Genomic DNA, 17,323 nt, shown 5'->3' on the forward strand with positions numbered 1-17,323 from the left:
TCCTCGTGCGGTTCGAGGCTCCCCAGCAGGTATGCCGAGGCTCTGGCCAAGTAGGGGCAGGTGCGCGCCACGGCGCCTTCGCTCGACAGGTCGGCCTCGTATGCCTACGAAGAGTCATAGTAGTATTGTGCTGGATGTGACCTCGACGGATATTGTGGCCAGCGGACTAGCTAACTGGACTTTCTGGGCGTAGTAGGCGCTTCATACTGTCAGTGGCCACCTGTTCGTACGCGGCCCGCGTTCAGGGCTCACGGCAGGGTTCCGGGCGCGATTCTGAGACCAGGTGGTCATCGAATCAAGGTGAAGTAGGCATATCGTTCGTCAAGTTCGTTGCGGGGAACCAACTCCACCGTGTGCGGTGTGAATCCCCAACGGGCGGAAAGCTCCCAGAAGCGGTGGATCGGGTAGGTGGTTCCCGCGATGTTGCTCCCGGTAGCCGCGCATCCGGGAGCGTGACGTCCATCGTCCGTCGTCGTACTTGATTTGGATCAACGCCAGTCCGCCCGGCGCCAGTAGTTGGTGGGCGATGCGCAACAGGCGCGCTCCGTACGACGGGGTTGGAATCAGCTCGAACACGTAGAAGGACACGAACGCATCGCACGACTCCAGGTAGATGGACTGGAGGGCCGATTCCGGCTCGGCAACGCTGATCCGCACTGGGCTGAACGGTGTGTCGCACACCTCCGTGACTTGGTTCGCGCATTCGGCCAGGGTTTCGGCGGTGATGTCCACGCCGACGAACTCCTGGAACCGCGGGGCGAAGACCGTGGCGTTGGTGCCTCCGCCGCAGCCCCACTCGACAATCCGGTTCCAGGGCCGGGTGAATTCGGCAGTGCGCGCGGCGCGTTCGAACCTCGCGTAGTGCTCGGTTCCGATGCGGTGCCACAGGTCGTTGCCGTCGAATGTGTCGGAGCCGCGCCAGTGCGAGTTTCCCGTCCACCGCTTCGCGGTCGGAGCCGAACAGTAGGCATCGGCGTCGGCGACCATTTTCGACTCAGAGTGCCCGGCGCCCGCTGTCGCGAGCGCGCGCTGCAACGTGGTTTCGAGGGGCCGGACGGTTCGCTTCAGGCGATGCACGATCATGCTGGCCTGCTCCTACCCTGAGGTGGATCCGTGGTGATCCAGCCGCAGGGTTCAACTATAGAGGGTAGTGGAGCAGGTCGGGAAACCCCTAGACGCGGACGTGTTCGGCCAGAAACCCGGCGTATCGCGGGCGCGACGGCCGTGGCGAGGTCCTCCCGCGTCGCGCAGACCTGTGGGCATCGACAGGGGAGCGAGGTGGCCGTCCGGGGTGATGTTGGCCGCCTCCTCGGCGAGCGCGGTGGGATGCCGCTCGTCCATGCCGGGGAAGTTGAGCGTGGGGACGGTGATCGCGGCGAGCTCGTCAACGGAGTAGAACGATCGGTCGCTGCCGATGGCCGCCGCGGCGGCGACACTGGCCGGGTCGGATCGCGGGATCGCGTCCTGGGCCAGGGCGCCGATCACGGGCGCGAGGGAGGGCCGGATCGGTAACCAGGCCGCCTCGATGCCCTCGGTGCGGACCCCTCGGCGACCGCGTCCATGAATTCGATCTCCGCCTGCTTAGCGTCGCCTTCGATGTCCTCGACGCTGATCAGGATGGTGGCACGGATCCGGCTGGGATGCTGCACGCAGGCGCGCAAGGTGATCGTGGCCCCGAGTCCGGTGCCGCCGACGATGGCTTGCCCGGCACCCAGGTGGTCGAGGAGGGAGACGACGTCGTCGGCGTACTGAGCCCAGGTGTGCTGGTTGGGACCGGTGCAACACGCTGCAGCCGTAGCCGCGGACGTCGGGAAGCGCGACGGTGTGGCGATCCGCGAGCCGCCGGGTGAGCGGGAGGAGACTCTCGTGGTCCGGGCCGCCCCCGTGCAGAAGCACGCAGACCGGCCCGTGGCCGACGGCAGCAGCGTGAAGTGGGCAGCCGTCGGCTCCGTGGAAGGTGAAGGCTTCCATCGTGGCGGGTCAGTGGTGGTAGGCGTGCACCACGGCGTGTCCGGCTCCTCGACCGATGAGCCACTTGTTCACCGGCGTGGTGAGCACGAACGCCACGGCCAGCGCGAACGCGAGCGCGTCCGAGAACAGCTCACTTGGGAGCCCGCCACGGCTTCCGTCGGCGCGCCTGGGGCGGTGGTCTGCGTCGAGAACCACGCACCTTTCCGGGGCCTGCTCCGGGTCCTCCGTGCGCATCCGGCACCGCCCTGGGTGGCGGTCGCGTGGATCCAAGGGCGTAACACCGCGCCGCTGGAGTCTTTGCCGACTCTTCCGTTCCAGATAACCCGGCTGGACTACCTCGGTGACCTCGACGCCGCTGGCCTGGAGATCGCGGCGACCGCGTGCGGGATCGCGAATCGGCTCGGGATTCCCGCGGGGCCTGCGGCAGCGCTCTGGACCTTGCTGGTGGAACAGCCGGCGCGGCCGGGAGTGAAGGTCGAACCGCAACGGGCAGGCGAGCTGACCAACTGGCTTCCGGACCGTGCACGGGAGCGAGCGTTCAGCTTGCTGACTGATGGCGAAGCCGTTCCCCAGGAAGCATTGCGCTTCGATCTCCTGGACCGAGCTCTTTCCGCCGAGAAATCGCGCGATAGTCAGTTCTGAGCGGACAGCTGAGGACACGCCGCCATCCGAAGTCGTACCCAACCAGGTCGAGAGCCGTAGGCACGCATTGGTCTCTTACTTGCAGTCTAAGGCTTGGCCTTGGCCGTGGTTAGCCACTTGAAGCAGTCCACGCATCTCGTTGGAGGCGTATCGGCGGCGAGGCGGCCAAGCGTTCACCTGGCGTGCGAACCTGCGGGGTGAGGACGCGAATTACCCAATGTGGAAGCTAGGCGCGGCCTTGCGGGCCTGATCTGCTCAGTCTGTTCGGGTTATCTCGCCTTCCTCGCGATGGGCGGTTCTGTCGACTGGTGACACATCGTTCGCCAGTTCGCTGGCCCAAGCCCAGGCTGAACTGGGATTCCGTATGTAGAACTTTCTCCGTGACTCGGTAACCGGAAGAGGTGACAGCAGGCCGGTCGTCACCAGGGCTTTGAGCGGTTGTTGGAGGTTGCTGATCGAGATGTCGAGCGAACGCGCGAGGTCCGTGAGGCACACGATGCCATCTGGGGAATCCGCAACGGCGAGCATCAACTCGAGCCGATACCGCTGTCCGAACGCTGCCTGCGACAGCGCACGCAGGTTCCCCAAACGATCTTCCGACATGCTGTCAGGATACGTGGTATCCGTTACGGGTATCCCGTAAAGTGGACGCCAGTAGACAGGGTTGGAGACCAGCATGAGTGACCGTTCGTCGATCGAGTGGACGGAAGCAACGTGGAACCCGACCACAGGCTGTGACCGGGTTTCGGCTGGTTGCGACAACTGCTACGCGCTAGCACTTGCCAAGCGGCTCAAAGCGATGGGAGCCGACAAGTATCAGACCGATGGTGATCCTCGTACATCCGGACCAGGCTTCGGGGTGGCGCTGCACGAGGGCACGTTGCGACAGCCTTACCGCTGGCGGAACCCGCGCGTCGTCTTCGTCAACTCGATGAGTGATCTCTTTCATGCCCGCGTGCCGCTGGCGTTTGTGCGGAGGGTCTTCGAGGTCATCGCCGAAACACCACAGCACACCTATCAGGTGTTGACGAAACGTTCGGTGCGACTGCGCAAGCTCGCAGACCAGCTTGACTGGCCTCCGAACCTATGGATGGGAGTAAGTGTCGAAGACGACACGCAGGTGTCCCGCATTGATGATCTTCGCGGTGTCCCCGCATCGGTTCGTTTCCTCTCCTGTGAGCCCTTGCTCGGCCCACTCCCGAACCTCAACCTCGACGGCATCGGCTGGGTCATCACTGGTGGAGAGTCAGGACCGAACGCGCGCGAACTCGACCGCAACTGGGTTCGAGACATCCGAGACAGCTGCCAGATCTCGGGCGTCCCGTTCTTTCACAAGCAGTGGGGTGGGCGGACGCCGAAGGCTGGTGGCCGTGAGCTCGACGGGCGCCTCTGGGACGAAATGCCAGTCGCGGCTTCGGCCTGATTTGCTAGATCACCCGGTTGATCGTCAGCCGCCTTATCTTCTGAGCCTTGTCTCGCTTGAGGACAAGTCCTGCGTCATACAACTGGTCCCAAGCGCGTCGAAGATGCTTCTCGCGAGCGAGTCCGAGCGTTTTGCCGTAAATGTCGGCGAAGGACGCTTCTATCCGTAGCGCCGAGGTCTTATCGAGCAAGGTCGTGATGTTCGTGGTGATTGTGGCCACCCACTGATCCTCAAGCTTGGCTTCGATGCTGTTTGCTTCTTGCTCGGACATCGTGACGATGAGATCTTCGCCGAAGAGGTCTGGGTCCTCCTCGTTGCGACGCCGTTCCAGGTCTTCGGAGAGATCCGCCTGGCGAAAATGCTCACGCCATTCGGCATTTGCCCCTGAGACGGCTTCGTTGAACTGGTATGGAGCTGCTTGGTGCCGGTAGAAGAGAATCAAGAGGAAAAGCGGAGGGTGATGCGGTCGCCTTCGAATCGGCACAGAGAACGACTGGAATCCCGTCGCGGCCAGGACGCGGCGGCAGAACTCGGTCGCAACGGTGTGTGCGGCTCGAGCTGCGGACCCAGGTTCTTTTGATTCCCTGGCTGCCGTGAAGGTCTCTCTCCACCAGTCGCCGCCAAGGAACGCGTCGATGCGTTCGAGTGTTGCCGAACTGCCGGACTTGGTTCGTTCAGGGTCGCTCTCCTTGCCGGTGAGAAGTCCGCCGATACGCCACACCATCTCAAGGTTGAGGTTCAGCAGTACTTCAGTCTTGAGGTCGCTGTCTCGCCCCATCAGTTGTTCGGTCATCGCCTCGTAAGGGAGCGCGGTTCCGAACGGGTCAAGAAATGTGAGCAGAGGAGATTTCCCGACTAGGGCAAGTGCTTCGTTGAGTTGATCCTGGACATCTCCCTTTAGAACGTCGAAGTTTAGGCCCGCGTTGGCTTCTTCGTTAAGAACTCGCCGCAGGTTCTCCGCGTATTGAGGATTTCGCTCGATAAAAATGCAATGAAGGTCGCGAGACCACTGCGCGATCGTTGTCGCACTGCGCACAGCTAACAGAGGAGACCCTGGTGCTCCGATTGTCTCGTCACCCTCGGGTTCGTACCGTCCAGGGCCCGCGTAGCCATCAAGGTAGACCACGCGCCCTCCGTCACTGGTGGACCCGGTCATCGTGGCGAAGACCGGCGGGTACCGCATCAGCACACCGTGCTTCAGTACAGCAGCAGCTTGCTTACGCTGGAAAAATAAGTCATTCGCCGTCACAGGAGAGCCCCTCTTTGTCGCTGTAGTTCAACGTTGACAGAGGGTGACGGTGATCACTTACCTCTGACTGGGTGAAAGTCGCGCGTAGCGCATTCAGGGTTACGAGCCGGGGGTGACTGGCCTCCGGTCAGCTTGGCCATCTCCTGTGCCGCACTAACGACGGAGCGATCGCCCAGATCCTCAGCCCGCTCGCCGACGGCCGCCGAGGCGCGCCTCGCGGGCTGCTGTTCCGCCCTCCCGAAGCTTGTTGAAGCTCTCTGCAACCTGACTCGGTGGCCGAGCCGGGCGGGAAGCACGCTTCGTTACAGCCTGTCGGTGGACGACCCGGGCGGCGCCAACCCCGCGGCAGCGAATTCACCGACGAACCACCCGTTGTGGTTGGCTGCGCGAACGGCCCGGTGGCGGCTCGCTGACCAGATTTCGTGCTCAACATCCGACTGGCGGGCCCGAGGGCTCGCAACCGACGAGTAGAGAGGGGCCAGATTGTCACCCCAACTTGACTGCGTCGGGCGAGCGTGCAGAGGTTCCGTGGCGGATTGTGGGTATGTCGGAGCCGGGTTGCTCGACGGTGCTTGACGGAGAACTGGGTGAGACGTCGCTCGAAGACATCGTGCTCGGTAGACCGCTGCCGGCGCCCCGGAACACCAGCGCAACCATGCCGCCGGTGCCGGCCTGACGGTGAGCCCGGTCCTGTTCAGCTCGATCTGGTTCGTCACGCACCGCCAACGTTGACGGATATCAACAACATGGGCGCGGCCGTGGGTCGGATGCGTCGCATGGCCCACGCCGTCTCCGATTGGGCTCCGTTGCCGAAGTAGAGCCTGATACGGCTTAGCACGGCGCGACACTCGACGCCGGTCTAAGGTTGCGCTGACCTGCACGAATCGACAGAATCTGGCACCGCGCGGCACATGCCGACATAGCCAAGTTGTGGACTTGTAAACAGAAGGTCAGGGGTTCGAGCCCCCTTGGCGGCTCCCTTTCACCGCCGTTCTCAAGGCGCCGCGGTGACCGCCGCTTCCCGTGCGGGGCGGATCCGGCTCAGCTGCACGAGGCTGAAGCCGAACAGCAGGACGCCGAGCGGGACGTGGACCGCCGTCACGTGTGCGATCCCGAGGAACACCTGCGCCAGCGTGAGGCCGAGGAACACGGCCGCGGGCAGGATCGGCTTGGCGGAGCCGCCGCCCGGTCGCCACACGAGGATCGCGATGAGCACATGCAGCGTCGAGACGACGAACAGCGTGTAGGCCGTGGCGCTGTGCAGAGTGTGGCCACTCGGCACGGTCAGCAGGATGCCGGCCGAGATCGGGGTGAGGAAGACGGCCAGGGTCTGCACGGCGATCGCGACGCGCAACGGGGTCGGCATGTGAGCTCCTTCGAATGGTCGTGTCACCACCTGGACGAGTGAGCCGTCGGAAACGTGACCGCTTGACATGCAGCCGGGTGGCTGCCTAATCTGCAAAGGCAGCCAAGAGGCTGCATATCAGGGAGAGCGGCATGGACGAGGTCTTCAAGGCATTGGCGGACCCCAGTCGTCGCCGGTTGCTCGACGACCTGAACGCCCGCAACGGGCAGACCCTGCGTGAGCTGTGCGCGGGGCTGGACATGGCGCGGCAGTCGGTCAGCAAGCATCTGGCCGTGCTGGAAGCGGCGAATCTGGTGACCACGGTGCGTCGTGGCCGCGAGAAGTTGCACTACGTGAACGCGGAGCCGATCAACGCGATCGCCGAGCGCTGGATCGACCGCTACCACCAGGGCCGCGTCGACGCGCTCGCCGACCTCAAGAAGGCATTGGAGCAGGAACCCATGAGCACCGACGAATTCGTGTACACCAGCTACATCAGGACGACGCCGGAGCGGCTGTGGCGGGCGCTCACCGATCCGGCCTTCACCAAGCGGTACTGGGGCTGCGAGTTCACTTCGGACTGGAAGCCCGGGTCGACGATGGCCTGGGAGCAGCTCGGCGTGAAACTGGAGGACCCCGAACAGGTCGTCCTCGAAGCCGATCCGTACCGGCGGCTGTCCTACACGTGGCACACCTTCACGCCGGAATTCGCCAAGTCGGTGGGGCTCGACGACGACGTGTTGGCGAAGCTCCAGGCGGAATCGCGGTCGAAGGTCACCTTCGATCTCGAGCCTGTCGGTGACACGGTGAAACTGACCGTGGTGCACGACGGTTTCGACCCGGGCAGCACCGCGCTGGAGATGGTCAAGGGCGGCTGGCCGTCCATCCTGTCGAGCCTCAAGACGCTGCTCGAGACCGGTGAGCCGCTGCCCGACCCCGCGTAACCCGGTCGACGTCGCCGGGGTGATCGGGCACGATGCGCAGCGTGCCCCTGGAGATCGCCTGCGACGAGTCCGGGTCCGAGGGCGAGAAACTGATCGGCGGGGAGACCGACGTGTTCGCGCACGCCGGGGTCCGGCTGAGTCCCGAAGAAGCTGCCGCCTGCCTGGTCGAACTGCGGCGGAGGATCCGTTCGCCGGCGGTCGAGTACAAGGCGAACCATCTGCTTCGCACGAAGCACCGGCGTGTCCTCGAATGGTTCCTCGGGCCGCTCGGCCCGGTCCACGGGCGAGCCCACGTGTACCTCGTGGACAAGAAACGGCTGCTGGCGAACGAACTCCGCGCCCTCGCCGGCCCGGAGATGCAGCCGGACGACGAACTCCTCGCCGCGTTCAACGACGTGCTGCGGACCAGGAACCGCCGGGATCCGGCGGCGGGGTCGTTCTTCGCGATGGCCGGGGACACCGCGGAATTGAGGGCGAAGGTCGCCGCGGCACGGGACGCCAAGATCCTCGATCCGCTGGTGCCCGCGATCCTCCGCGCCGTCGAGTACTGGAGCGAGGGCGGGGAGCAGGTCTTTCTCGTCCACGACGAACAACCGTCGCTCAAAGGGGACCGGCTCGCCCGGATCGAGTCCACACCGGGATTGGCCGGGGTGAAGTTCGTGGATTCACGGACGGATCCCCGGGTGCAGGCCGCCGATTTCCTGGCCGGTGTCGCCCGCCGGATCGCCGAGGACGAATTGAACGGGAACGGCGACGAGGAATTGGCCGGAATGCTCGCGCCCTATGTCGATCCGGCGTCCCTCTGGGACTGATTCACTCCATGGCACACCGAATCGCTCGGCTGGACGGTTGCCCGGCGCGGCGGCGGGCTGGAAACGTCGGAAAGGATCCGACACCGGCCCGGGAGGCAGTCGCAGATGCAGGCTTTCACCTTGCCCGAGTTCTACGTGCCGCATCCGGCCAGGATGAATCCGCACCTCGAAGCGGCGCGAGCGCACAGTATGGCCTGGGCCAGGGAAATGGGGATGCTCGATTCCCCATCGCCGTCCGGTGACGTCGTCTGGACGGAACAGGCACTGGCGAAAATGGACTACGCGCTGCTTTGCGCGCACACCCATCCGGACTGTGACGGGCCGTCCCTCGATCTGGTCACGGACTGGTACGTGTGGGTGTTCTTCTTCGACGACGATTTCCTCGCGCAATTCAAGTACACCCGGGACATCGAGGGTGCGAAGGCTTATCTGGACCGCCTGGAACTGTTCATGACCGGGCCGGGGGAAACGTCGCCGGAGCCGGGGAATCCCGCCGAAGCCGGACTCGAAGACCTTTGGGCGCGCACCATTCCCTCGATGTCGGAGGCGTGGCGCCGTCGTTTCGTCACCAGTACGCACAACCTGATGGTCGAATCGCTCTGGGAACTGGACAACATCGACCGCGGCCGGATCGCGAACCCCATCGAATACGTCCAGATGCGGCGCCGGGTCGGCGGGGCGCCGTGGTCGGCGAACCTCATCGAGTACGCCGTCGGCGCCGAAGTGCCGGACGGGATCGCGGCGACCAGGCCGATGGAGGTCCTGCGCGACACGTTCGCCGACGCCGTCCACCTTCGCAACGATCTCTTTTCCTACCAACGCGAAGTACGTGAAGAGGGAGAGAACTCCAACGCGGTCCTGGTCTTCGAGAAGTTCCTCGATCTTCCGACGCAGGAGGCGGCCGATCTCACCAACGACCTGCTGACCTCGCGCCTGCAGCAGTTCGAGAACACCGCGCTCGTCGAGGTCCCCGCGCTGCTGGCCGAACGCGACGTCTCGCTGTCCGAGCAAATCGCGGTCGGCCTTTACGTCAAGGGCCTGCAGGACTGGCAGTCGGGCGGGCACGAATGGCACGTGCGGTCGAGCCGGTACATGAACGAAGGGGCGGCCTCCGGTGGCAATGGGCTTGGCCTCGTTCAGCGGGTGCGGCAGCAGGCGCCGCCGCCGTTCGCGAAGGTCGGGCAGCTGCCCCTGCCGGAATTCCGTATGCCGTACCCCGTGCGCATCAGCCCTCACCTCGCCGCCGCCCGCGAGTACGGGCCGGGCTGGGCGCGCGAGATGGGGATGTTCGACGACGTGGTGTGGGACGAGCGCCGGTATCTCGGCATCGACCTGGCGCACTGCGCCGCGATGATCGACGCGGACGCGGACTTCGAACGGCTGAAGCTGTCGACCGACTGGCTCACCTGGGGTACCTACGGTGACGACTACTTCCCGCTGGTCTTCGGCGCGAAACGGGACGCGATCGCCGCAAAACTGTGCAGTGACCGGCTTTCCTTGTTCATGCCCCTCGACGGCGAGCCGGTGCCGAAACCGTCGAACCCGATCGAGCGAGGCCTCGCGGACCTGTGGGATCGCACCGCCGGGCCGCTGACCCCGCGTGGGCGGGCGGGGTTCCGGCGGGCGGTCGAGAGCATGACCGCGAGCTGGGTGTGGGAGGTGGGGAACCAGGCGCAGAACCGGGTCCCCGACCCGGTCGACTACGTGGAGATGCGGCGGCGGACGTTCGGATCCGACCTGACGAAGAGCCTCGCGCTCCTCGAACTCGGCGACGTCCTGCCGCCGGAACTCTTCCAGAACCGGGTGCTGTCCGAACTCGACACCGCCGCGCAGGACTACGCGGCGTTCGCCAACGACCTGTTCTCGTACCAGAAGGAGATCGAGTACGAGGGCGAGGTGCACAACCTCGTGTACGTCGTCGAACGGTTCCTGGAGGTGGACCGGATCGAGGCCCGCGACATCGCCGCCCGGCTGATGAACGCGCGGCTGGAGCAGTTCGAGCAGCTCGACGGCGAGGGCCTGCCGCGGATGTGCGACGACCTCGGGCTCGGCGACGACGTCCGTGCGGCCCTGACCGGCTACGCGGACCACCTCAAGGACTGGATGGCCGGAATCCTGGAATGGCACCGGAAATGCGTGCGGTACACGCCGGTGGAGCTGGAACGTGTCCGCGCCACGGAGCCGCCGTCGTTCTCGCTCGTGCCGAGCGGGATCGGGATGTCGGCCTGGCGGATCGGGAGCGGGGTGCGCTGAGTGGTCGCTGGTGGTGGGGCGTGTCGCGGGCCGCTGGCGGCGGGCGTGTTGCGAAAGCCACTTTCGCAACGTTGAGGGTTGTGAAAGCCACTTTCGCAACATGGGGCCCGGCGTGTGGGCTGCCACGCTGCCACCCCGGACGTGTCGCGAAAGCCACTTTCGCGACGTCAGGTGTCCCGAAAGTGGCTTTCGCGACAGCAACGGCGGAAGCGGACCCAGCCCCCCGCGGTGAAGGGGCCCTTCCCCACAGCGGGAAAAGCCCCTTCGGCCCCAGCGCCTAGAAAGCCGTCAGAATGATCCGCGCGGTCCGCGGATCCCCGTCGTGCACCAGCGACTCGAAGTGCCCGACGTCGTCGAAAGCGAACCCGTACGCCTTCCCGTCGACCATCTGCTCGTGCACGATCCGCGAGTAGTGGTCGGTCACGGCCTGCTTGTAGAACTGGCCCGCGTCGTAGGTCGGCTGCGTGTGCAGGGTGCCGAGGGTCGAGCGGTGCAGCGCCGCGCACAGCGTCCGCGCGATCGGGCCGACGACCTGGTCGTTCGGCGCGTGCAGCCGTCCGTCGCAGTTGAAGACGTCACGGGTGCTCGGCTTGCTGAACGACGCCACCGTCGCGCCCGAGGTGTCGGTGAAGCGCAGGACGTCGTCCCCGCCGGTCCGGCCGGTGAACTTCTTGCCGGGTTCGGCCTCGAACGGGACCACGGTCAGCGGTGTCGACTTGTAGGCGTTCCAGGCGCTCGTGACGTAGCCGTCGAGGTAGGTCCCGCTGAACTTGCCGGTGTCGAGCCCCTTGCCGGGAGCGAGCACCCGCAACCGGTTGTACACCAGGTTCGAGAAACCGGACTGTCCTTGGACGGCGTTGAAGATGGCTTCGCGGCCACCCGCCTTGAGCCGTCCGGCCTCCTTGTTCGCGCCCGCCCCGTTGGTGAGCCCGACGGCGTGCGGCACGCTGAACATGTCGACCTGCGAGCTGTTGATGAACAGCCCGCCGTTGTCGTAGGTGAATTCGCTCCAGTCGAACAGGATGTCGCGGTTCGGGTCGCCGTCGGCCCACGGCGCGGGCTGCACCAGCCCGTCCGGGGTCAGGAAGAACTTGATCTTCTGCCCGAACGACATGTAGACGCGGCCCGAGAGCATCCGCGGGATCCGCAGCGTGGTCGAGCCGCCGTTGCCGGGGCCGGCGATCGAGACGTCCGGCGCGGGGCTCGGCGGGTTCGCACCCGGCGGCCACGGGGTGAAGGCGCCGCCGGCGTTGACGTAGCCGAGTTTGCCGGTGTTGAGGTTCGTGCCGAGCACGTAGAGGTGGACCGCGTCCGAGCGGTTCGAGTTGTTGGTGACGGTCAGCGGCAGCGGATCGGGGCCCGCGGCGACCGCGGTGGGTGCCGAAAGCGCCGAAACTCCGGTGACCAGGGGGAGGGCGACCGCCAACGCGGTCAAGACGCGCCGGATCTTCTTGCGGATGCGCACAGTTCACTCCTCGGCGGAATCCCGCCGCGGAGCGTGGACGCGCCGCGGCGGTGCTTGCGGATGTCGGCCGGGGGCGCGTTCCCGGCCTGGGCGTGACCTTGGCGAGGGGTCTCAGCACGGGAAGTTACGTCGCCTGACGCGGAGATGTCCAGACCACTGGTGGGAATCTGTCCGGTTTTCCGCCGGGTCGGACAATTCGTCGCGGGCCGTTCGGCGATTGAGGTGGCCGGATTCCTCGACTACCGTTGGCCGGGTTCCGTCCTGGACCCCGGCGGCCGGGTTTTCTCATCCGTGGGGAGCGGGACATGCGTGACGAGTTTCCGATGCGAAGAACCGGCGGCGGTGAGACGTGGATTTCCCCCGCCTGCTGGGACGGCCTCGCCAAGGCCGCGGTGGACGGCGAGCCAGACGGGATGGACGAGCTGATGGCCGCCGTCGCGAGCTGGGCGCGGCAGTACGCCAGGACCCGCCTCGGCGGTCATGAGCTGACCTATCTCGAACCGGCCGACGTGGCGCAGGAGATCTGCCTCGCGGTCTTCGTCGCGGTCCCCGGCTACGGCCGCCGCGGCGGCTCCTTCCTGTTCCTCCTGCGCGCCATCGCGGCGAACAAGGTCGCCGACGTCTTCCGGAAGGCCGCGCGGAGCAAGCAGGTGCTGACCGGCGAGCTCCCCGAACGGCCGGCCGGGGCCGCGGAGGAACCCGAGCAGCGAGCCCTGCGGACCGATCTCGGTCTCCGGCTCGGCAGGCTGATGCGGACGCTGCCGACCTCCCACCGGGAGGTGCTCGGCATGCAGGTGATCGGCGAACTGACGTCGAACGAGACCGCGGCGGCGCTCGGGACGACGTCGTCACGCGTGCGGGTGACCAAACACCGCGCGATCAGCAGACTGCGCGCCTGCGCTCAGCGCCAGGACGCCTTGAGCTGAATACGGATCAGCAGCCGGACAAAAGGATTCTCCCGTTTGGCACGGGTTTCGAGAATGCGAACGCACATGGCCCCTCCAGAGCTCGCCGTCGAGTGCCGCCGCCGGGGGCCGGGACGAGCGGTCTCGGGTTCCACCCTATGCGCGGACCGGTGAGCCGGAACCGGCCGAACGGACCATTGGTGCCGGGCGATTCGCCACGGAAAACGTGGGAGGATGGTCGTAGTGCGGACAAGCCGTACCTGTTTCGCCCCTGCTCCCGGCGAGCCCGTTCGATTCGGGGCAACGCCGGGAGGCACGCCATGGGGATTCGACAGCATGATCGCGCCGCTTCGATCTGGGCGAAGATGTGTTTTCTCGCTTCGGAAACCGATTCACCGGTCTCGATCGAGCACGCCTGCGTCATTTGCGGACAGGTTCTCGACGCGGTGGGAGTTGGGCTCACGCTCACCGCCGCCGGAGGTCTCACCGAGCCGGTATTCGCCACCGATGAACGCAGTCGCGAATTGGAGGATCTGCAGTCCACCTTGGGTGAAGGTCCGGCGGTGGAAGTGGTGCGCGGCGGTATGCTCGTCGTCGTAACCGATGTGACGAGTTCGGAGGCGTCACTCCGATGGCCGATATTCGCGCCGGAGGCGGTCGACCGGAGCGTGAAATCGATCATCGCGGTGCCGATCCGGGCCGGTGCGGTCAAAGTGGGCGTCGTCGACTGTTATCGCGAATTCGCCGGTGCCCCGTCGAGGGAACGGCGGGCGCAGGCGCTCGTCTGCGCCGAAGCGGTGATCACCCTCGCCATCGCCGAGGCCGACGCCGGCGGGCCGGGGCTGGCCGGATTGATCGATCGCGGATTCACCGGCCATCGCGACCGGGTGCATCAGGCCGCGGGCATGGTGTCGGTCCAGCTCGGCATCGGGCCGGCGGACGCGCTCGCGCGCTTGCGCGCCTTCGCCTACGCCAACGACCGGAAGCTCGACGAGGTGGCCACGGACGTGGTGCTTCGCCGGGTCACGTTCCGGTCCGGACCATGACGATCTGAACGCGAGGAGACAGCGGAGACGATGACCGACCTGACGGCCGGCTTGCGCGAGACCTTCGTCCAGCTGGCGGACACCCTCGTCGAGGACTTCGACCTCGTCGAGTTCCTCGATCTGTTCGCCTGCAGATGTGTCGAGCTGCTCGGGGTCGGTGCGGCCGGGCTGGTACTCGCCGACGCGCGCGGCACGCTCACCATGGTCGCCGCGTCCGATGAAAAGACCCGCCTGCTCGAACTGTTCCAGCTCCGGAACTCCGAGGGGCCGAGCCTGGACTGCCACCGGCACGCCGAGCCGGTGGACTGCCCGGATCTGGCGAAGGTGGGCGAAAGCTGGCCGAAGTTCTCCAAAGAAGCCGAAAAGGCCGGATTCCGTTCCGTATACGCCGTGCCGATGCGGCTTCGTGAGGAAGTGATCGGTGCACTGAGCCTGTTCGGCGCGAGCCCGGCGTCGCTCGACGCCGCCGGATTGTGCTTGGGGCAGGCGCTCGCGGACGTCGCCACGATCGGCATCCTGCACCACCGGATGTTGCAGCGGCAGGAGATCGTCACCGCGCAGCTGCAGACGGCGTTGAACAGCAGGGTGATCATCGAGCAGGCGAAGGGCGTTCTCGCCGAACGCCTTCGGGTTTCGGTGGACGACGCGTTCGGCGTATTGCGCGCCTACGCGCGGAGCAACAATCGCAAGATCCTTTCCGTGGCGGCCGGGATCGTCGACCGCACAGTGGAAATCCCGCATTGAACGATACCGATTCGGCGCTTGTCCGCCCCTCGGCGATACCTAGACTGGCTGGGTGTTTTCCCTGGAGCAGCTGGTGAGTTTCGTCGCGGTGGCCGAGGAACTGCACTACGGCCGGGCGGCGGAGCGGCTCTCGATGACCCAGCCGCCGTTGAGCAGGCGGATCCAGTTGCTGGAGCGGGAACTGGGGGTCGAGCTTTTCGACCGGACGCATCGCGCCGTCCGGCTGACTCCAGCGGGACGGGTTTTTCTCGCCGAGGCAAGGAAGATCCTTCGTTCGGCGCAGGAGGCGACGCTGTACGCCCGGCGGGCGAAGAAGGGCGAGGCCGGGGTCGTCACGCTCGGTTTCACCGCCACGGCGGCGTATTCCTATCTCGAACGCGTCATCGCCGTGGCGAACGCCGAGGTGCCCGGTGTCGATCTCGTGCTCCGGGAGATGGTGACGGCGGCGCAGGTGGAGGAGCTGCTGGCGGGTGGGATCGACCTCGGCATGATCCGGCCGCCGGTCACGGGGGCCGACGTCGTGACCCTGCCGCTGTGGCGGGAGCCGCTGCTGGCGGCGCTGCCGTCGGCGCATCCGTTGGCGCGGCGCAAGAAGAACCCCGATGTCCGTGACTTCGACGGCGAGCCGTTCATCATGTATTCGCCGTCGGAGGGCCGCTATTTCCACGACCTGCTCGTGGCGGTGTTCCGCGCCGCCCGGGTGGTGCCGGAGTACACGCAGTATCCCTGTCAGGTGCATACGGTGCTCGCGCTGGTGAAGGCGGAACTCGGGGTCGCGCTGGTGCCGGCCGCGGCCGCCACGCTGCGCTTCGAGGGGGTGGTGTTCCGCCCGGTGGACGGGGTCGAGAACCGCCCGGTCGAACTCGAACTGATGTGGCGGCGGAGCAACGACAATCCGGCGCTGGGCGCGTTGCTCGCCGCCGTCGGCAATCAGGTGCGGCGGAATCGTCAGTCCACTGTGGACTGATCGGGCCAGGCGTCGCCCCATTCGGCGTCGCGGGCCGCTCGGTAGGCAGCGCCGTGCCGTTTGGTGACGATCGTTTCGGTGAGCCCGGCCCCGGCGCAGAGGGAGAGGCCGACCATGCCCTTGCGTTTGGCCGGATGCCGCAGGATGCGGGCTTCGGCGCGTTCCGGCGCCGTGCGCGACGCGACGACGTAGGAGAACTTCTCGTCCTCGAAGCCGAGCGTTCCGGACTTGAGCTGGCGGTGCAGGCCGGTGCGCGGGAGCCGCGCGGCGAAATGGCACCAGTCCTTGCCACGCGGGATCGGGCACGCGCCCTCGTGCGGACAGGGCGCGACCAGGGAGAGCCCGAGCTCGACGAGCTGATCGCGCGCTTCGACGATCCGTTCGTAGCCGGCGGGGGTGCCGGGCTCGATCAGGACGAGCATCCCGGCCTTCGCCGACAGCCAGCGGACGGTGTCGGCCCGGCGGGCTTCGGGCAGCTCGCCGAGTACATAGGAGAGGGTCACCAGGTCGGCCTCCGGCGCGGGCGCGGCCGGGTCGATCAGGCCACGCCGCCAGGTCGAGCCCCGGACGGCCTTGTCCCCGGCGTTCCCGGCGAGCCGACGCCCCAGCGCGATCGCGCCCGGGACCTGCTCGACGACGGTGCTCTCCTCCAGCGACGGCCACACATCGGCCGCCGCCCAGATCGCGGCACCCGTCCCGCCGCCGACGTCCATCTGCGTCCGCGGAGCGAACCCAGGAGCGCGGAGGGCTGCTTCGGCGAGAACGGCGTGTACGGCCGCGTACGTGGCCGGCATCCGGTAGCCCGCGTACGCCGCGATGTCGACGTCGGAAGAGAGGATGGGCGCGCTCGCGGGGTTGTTCTCGCGGTAGCGCGTGCTGAGCCGCTCGACGGACCGCGTCAGCCTGTTCTGCGGGTACTTGCCCAGCTCTTCGTCGAGGGCGGAGCGGAGGGTTTCGGGGAGGGACGCCACGGGGGGACATTCTCGCATGAGCGCTTGACCTGCGGTTTTCCGGCTGCTCGAATGACCGCGGAAAAAGTTCGGGGACCGTGTCGAAACCTGGGGTGCCCGATCGACGCGTAGATGTGGCAGGGACGAGCCCCGCCGGGAACGGAGACTCAGATGCGGTTCATGGTGATTGTCAAGAGCGACGAGAAGACCGACGTGGCCGGTGCGCAGCCGAGCGCCGAAGAGCTGCAGGAGATGGGGAAGTTCAACGAGGAACTGGTGAAGGCCGGCGTCATGCTCGCGGGTGAAGGCCTGCTGCCCAGCGCCGAGGGATTCCGCATCCAGTACTCCGGCACCTCGGAGGCCAGGGTCGTCGACGGGCCGTTCGCGGAGAGCAAGGAACTCATCGCGGGTTTCTGGATCCTGCAGGTGAAGGACCGGGCGGAGGTCGTCGAATGGATGAAGCGCGCGCCGTTCCGCGAGGGCGAGATCGAGATCCGCCGGATCGCCGAGCTGGAGGATTTCGACAACGCGACGCCGGAGATCGTCGAGCACGAGCGCAAGCTGCGGGAGCAGGCCGAGGGGAACTAGGCGCTGTCCGGTGAGTCCG

18 protein-coding genes and 1 pseudogene are annotated in these 17,323 nt (G+C 66.5%); 10 read left to right on the forward strand and 9 right to left on the reverse strand.

The window, feature by feature from the left end:
- Nucleotides 1-321 precede the first annotated feature (321 nt).
- The 4 genes and pseudogenes from NQK81_RS28440 to NQK81_RS45540 all read right to left on the reverse strand — a co-directional run.
- Nucleotides 322-1,083 carry a class I SAM-dependent methyltransferase gene (locus NQK81_RS28440; protein WP_257483961.1) on the reverse strand — a complete coding sequence of 254 codons (762 nt, stop codon included), beginning with the start codon at nucleotides 1,081-1,083 and terminating at the stop codon, nucleotides 322-324.
- Nucleotides 1,084-1,134: 51 nt separating this feature from the next.
- Nucleotides 1,135-1,485, reverse strand: coding sequence for a hypothetical protein (locus NQK81_RS28445; protein WP_257483962.1), 351 nt, complete (start codon nucleotides 1,483-1,485; stop codon nucleotides 1,135-1,137).
- Complete coding sequence (locus NQK81_RS45460) at nucleotides 1,482-1,925, reverse strand: alpha/beta fold hydrolase (protein WP_371878918.1); 444 nt, start codon at nucleotides 1,923-1,925, stop codon at nucleotides 1,482-1,484. Before NQK81_RS45460 ends, NQK81_RS28445 begins: the two co-directional genes overlap by 4 nt.
- Before the next feature lie 55 nt (nucleotides 1,926-1,980).
- A pseudogene (locus NQK81_RS45540) lies at nucleotides 1,981-2,115 on the reverse strand (DUF4396 domain-containing protein); the annotation flags it as partial.
- A gap of 105 nt (nucleotides 2,116-2,220) precedes the next feature.
- On the opposite strand from NQK81_RS45540, the gene NQK81_RS45545 reads away from it, so the two are divergent.
- Complete coding sequence (locus tag NQK81_RS45545; protein WP_443092887.1) at nucleotides 2,221-2,613, forward strand: hypothetical protein; 393 nt, start codon at nucleotides 2,221-2,223, stop codon at nucleotides 2,611-2,613.
- A 255-nt stretch (nucleotides 2,614-2,868) separates the two neighbouring features.
- On the opposite strand, the gene NQK81_RS28455 is transcribed toward NQK81_RS45545, so the two are convergent.
- Nucleotides 2,869-3,216, reverse strand: coding sequence for a helix-turn-helix domain-containing protein (locus tag NQK81_RS28455; RefSeq protein ID WP_257483963.1), 348 nt, complete (start codon nucleotides 3,214-3,216; stop codon nucleotides 2,869-2,871).
- Nucleotides 3,217-3,289: 73 nt separating this feature from the next.
- Between NQK81_RS28455 and NQK81_RS28460 the strand changes: the two genes are divergently transcribed.
- Complete coding sequence (locus NQK81_RS28460) at nucleotides 3,290-4,036, forward strand: DUF5131 family protein (protein ID WP_257483964.1); 747 nt, start codon at nucleotides 3,290-3,292, stop codon at nucleotides 4,034-4,036.
- 4 nt (nucleotides 4,037-4,040) lie between these two features.
- Here NQK81_RS28460 and tcmP read toward each other — a convergent pair whose 3' ends face one another.
- Both tcmP and NQK81_RS28470 read right to left on the reverse strand, forming a co-directional pair.
- On the reverse strand, nucleotides 4,041-5,285 hold the full coding sequence (tcmP, locus tag NQK81_RS28465; protein ID WP_257483965.1) for a three-Cys-motif partner protein TcmP: 1,245 nt from the start codon (nucleotides 5,283-5,285) through the stop codon (nucleotides 4,041-4,043).
- Between the two features lie 994 nt (nucleotides 5,286-6,279).
- Nucleotides 6,280-6,651 (reverse strand): hypothetical protein, encoded by a 372-nt coding sequence (locus tag NQK81_RS28470; RefSeq protein ID WP_257483966.1) that lies wholly within the window; start codon nucleotides 6,649-6,651, stop codon nucleotides 6,280-6,282.
- A gap of 131 nt (nucleotides 6,652-6,782) precedes the next feature.
- On the opposite strand from NQK81_RS28470, the gene NQK81_RS28475 reads away from it, so the two are divergent.
- From NQK81_RS28475 to NQK81_RS28485, 3 genes are all read left to right on the forward strand, one after another.
- Entirely contained in the window at nucleotides 6,783-7,574 is a 792-nt protein-coding gene (locus NQK81_RS28475; RefSeq protein WP_257483967.1) for an ArsR/SmtB family transcription factor, read from the forward strand.
- A 32-nt stretch (nucleotides 7,575-7,606) separates the two neighbouring features.
- Nucleotides 7,607-8,386, forward strand: coding sequence for a DUF3800 domain-containing protein (locus NQK81_RS28480; protein WP_257483968.1), 780 nt, complete (start codon nucleotides 7,607-7,609; stop codon nucleotides 8,384-8,386).
- A gap of 105 nt (nucleotides 8,387-8,491) precedes the next feature.
- Complete coding sequence (locus tag NQK81_RS28485) at nucleotides 8,492-10,639, forward strand: terpene synthase family protein (protein WP_257483969.1); 2,148 nt, start codon at nucleotides 8,492-8,494, stop codon at nucleotides 10,637-10,639.
- 277 nt (nucleotides 10,640-10,916) lie between these two features.
- Here NQK81_RS28485 and NQK81_RS28490 read toward each other — a convergent pair whose 3' ends face one another.
- Entirely contained in the window at nucleotides 10,917-12,104 is a 1,188-nt protein-coding gene (locus NQK81_RS28490; RefSeq protein ID WP_257483970.1) for a beta-1,3-glucanase family protein, read from the reverse strand.
- Nucleotides 12,105-12,409: 305 nt separating this feature from the next.
- On the opposite strand from NQK81_RS28490, the gene NQK81_RS28495 reads away from it, so the two are divergent.
- The 4 genes from NQK81_RS28495 (at nucleotide 12,410) to NQK81_RS28510 (ending at nucleotide 15,766) form a co-directional block, all read left to right on the forward strand.
- A complete protein-coding gene (locus NQK81_RS28495; protein ID WP_257483971.1) occupies nucleotides 12,410-13,030 on the forward strand; it encodes a sigma-70 family RNA polymerase sigma factor in 621 nt (206 codons plus the stop codon).
- Between the two features lie 179 nt (nucleotides 13,031-13,209).
- On the forward strand, nucleotides 13,210-14,055 hold the full coding sequence (locus NQK81_RS28500) for a GAF and ANTAR domain-containing protein (protein ID WP_257483972.1): 846 nt from the start codon (nucleotides 13,210-13,212) through the stop codon (nucleotides 14,053-14,055).
- A gap of 30 nt (nucleotides 14,056-14,085) precedes the next feature.
- A complete protein-coding gene (locus NQK81_RS28505; RefSeq protein ID WP_257483973.1) occupies nucleotides 14,086-14,799 on the forward strand; it encodes a GAF and ANTAR domain-containing protein in 714 nt (237 codons plus the stop codon).
- Between the two features lie 52 nt (nucleotides 14,800-14,851).
- Nucleotides 14,852-15,766 carry a LysR family transcriptional regulator gene (locus NQK81_RS28510; RefSeq protein WP_257483974.1) on the forward strand — a complete coding sequence of 305 codons (915 nt, stop codon included), beginning with the start codon at nucleotides 14,852-14,854 and terminating at the stop codon, nucleotides 15,764-15,766.
- Here the strand turns inward: NQK81_RS28510 and NQK81_RS28515 are convergent.
- Complete coding sequence (locus tag NQK81_RS28515; protein ID WP_257483975.1) at nucleotides 15,748-16,755, reverse strand: small ribosomal subunit Rsm22 family protein; 1,008 nt, start codon at nucleotides 16,753-16,755, stop codon at nucleotides 15,748-15,750. The two genes, NQK81_RS28510 and NQK81_RS28515, sit on opposite strands and share 19 nt — an antisense overlap.
- A gap of 132 nt (nucleotides 16,756-16,887) precedes the next feature.
- Here NQK81_RS28515 and NQK81_RS28520 point away from each other — a divergent pair, with 132 nt between their 5' ends.
- Nucleotides 16,888-17,304, forward strand: a complete 417-nt coding sequence (locus NQK81_RS28520) for a YciI family protein (RefSeq protein WP_257483976.1) — start codon at nucleotides 16,888-16,890, stop codon at nucleotides 17,302-17,304.
- Nucleotides 17,305-17,323 lie beyond the last annotated feature (19 nt).

Source organism: Amycolatopsis roodepoortensis, from assembly GCF_024628825.1.
GTDB lineage: Bacteria > Actinomycetota > Actinomycetes > Mycobacteriales > Pseudonocardiaceae > Amycolatopsis > Amycolatopsis roodepoortensis.

Coding starts and splice junctions, on each gene's coding strand:
- NQK81_RS28440 (WP_257483961.1), bottom strand. CDS start 1,083: ATGATCGTGCATCGCCTGAAGCGAACCGTCCGGCCCCTCGAAACCACG.
- NQK81_RS28455 (WP_257483963.1), bottom strand. CDS start 3,216: ATGTCGGAAGATCGTTTGGGGAACCTGCGTGCGCTGTCGCAGGCAGCG.
- NQK81_RS28460 (WP_257483964.1), top strand. CDS start 3,290: ATGAGTGACCGTTCGTCGATCGAGTGGACGGAAGCAACGTGGAACCCG.
- NQK81_RS28470 (WP_257483966.1), bottom strand. CDS start 6,651: ATGCCGACCCCGTTGCGCGTCGCGATCGCCGTGCAGACCCTGGCCGTC.
- NQK81_RS28475 (WP_257483967.1), top strand. CDS start 6,783: ATGGACGAGGTCTTCAAGGCATTGGCGGACCCCAGTCGTCGCCGGTTG.
- NQK81_RS28480 (WP_257483968.1), top strand. CDS start 7,607: ATGCGCAGCGTGCCCCTGGAGATCGCCTGCGACGAGTCCGGGTCCGAG.
- NQK81_RS28485 (WP_257483969.1), top strand. CDS start 8,492: ATGCAGGCTTTCACCTTGCCCGAGTTCTACGTGCCGCATCCGGCCAGG.
- NQK81_RS28495 (WP_257483971.1), top strand. CDS start 12,410: ATGCGTGACGAGTTTCCGATGCGAAGAACCGGCGGCGGTGAGACGTGG.
- NQK81_RS28505 (WP_257483973.1), top strand. CDS start 14,086: ATGACCGACCTGACGGCCGGCTTGCGCGAGACCTTCGTCCAGCTGGCG.
- NQK81_RS28515 (WP_257483975.1), bottom strand. CDS start 16,755: ATGCGAGAATGTCCCCCCGTGGCGTCCCTCCCCGAAACCCTCCGCTCC.
- NQK81_RS28520 (WP_257483976.1), top strand. CDS start 16,888: ATGCGGTTCATGGTGATTGTCAAGAGCGACGAGAAGACCGACGTGGCC.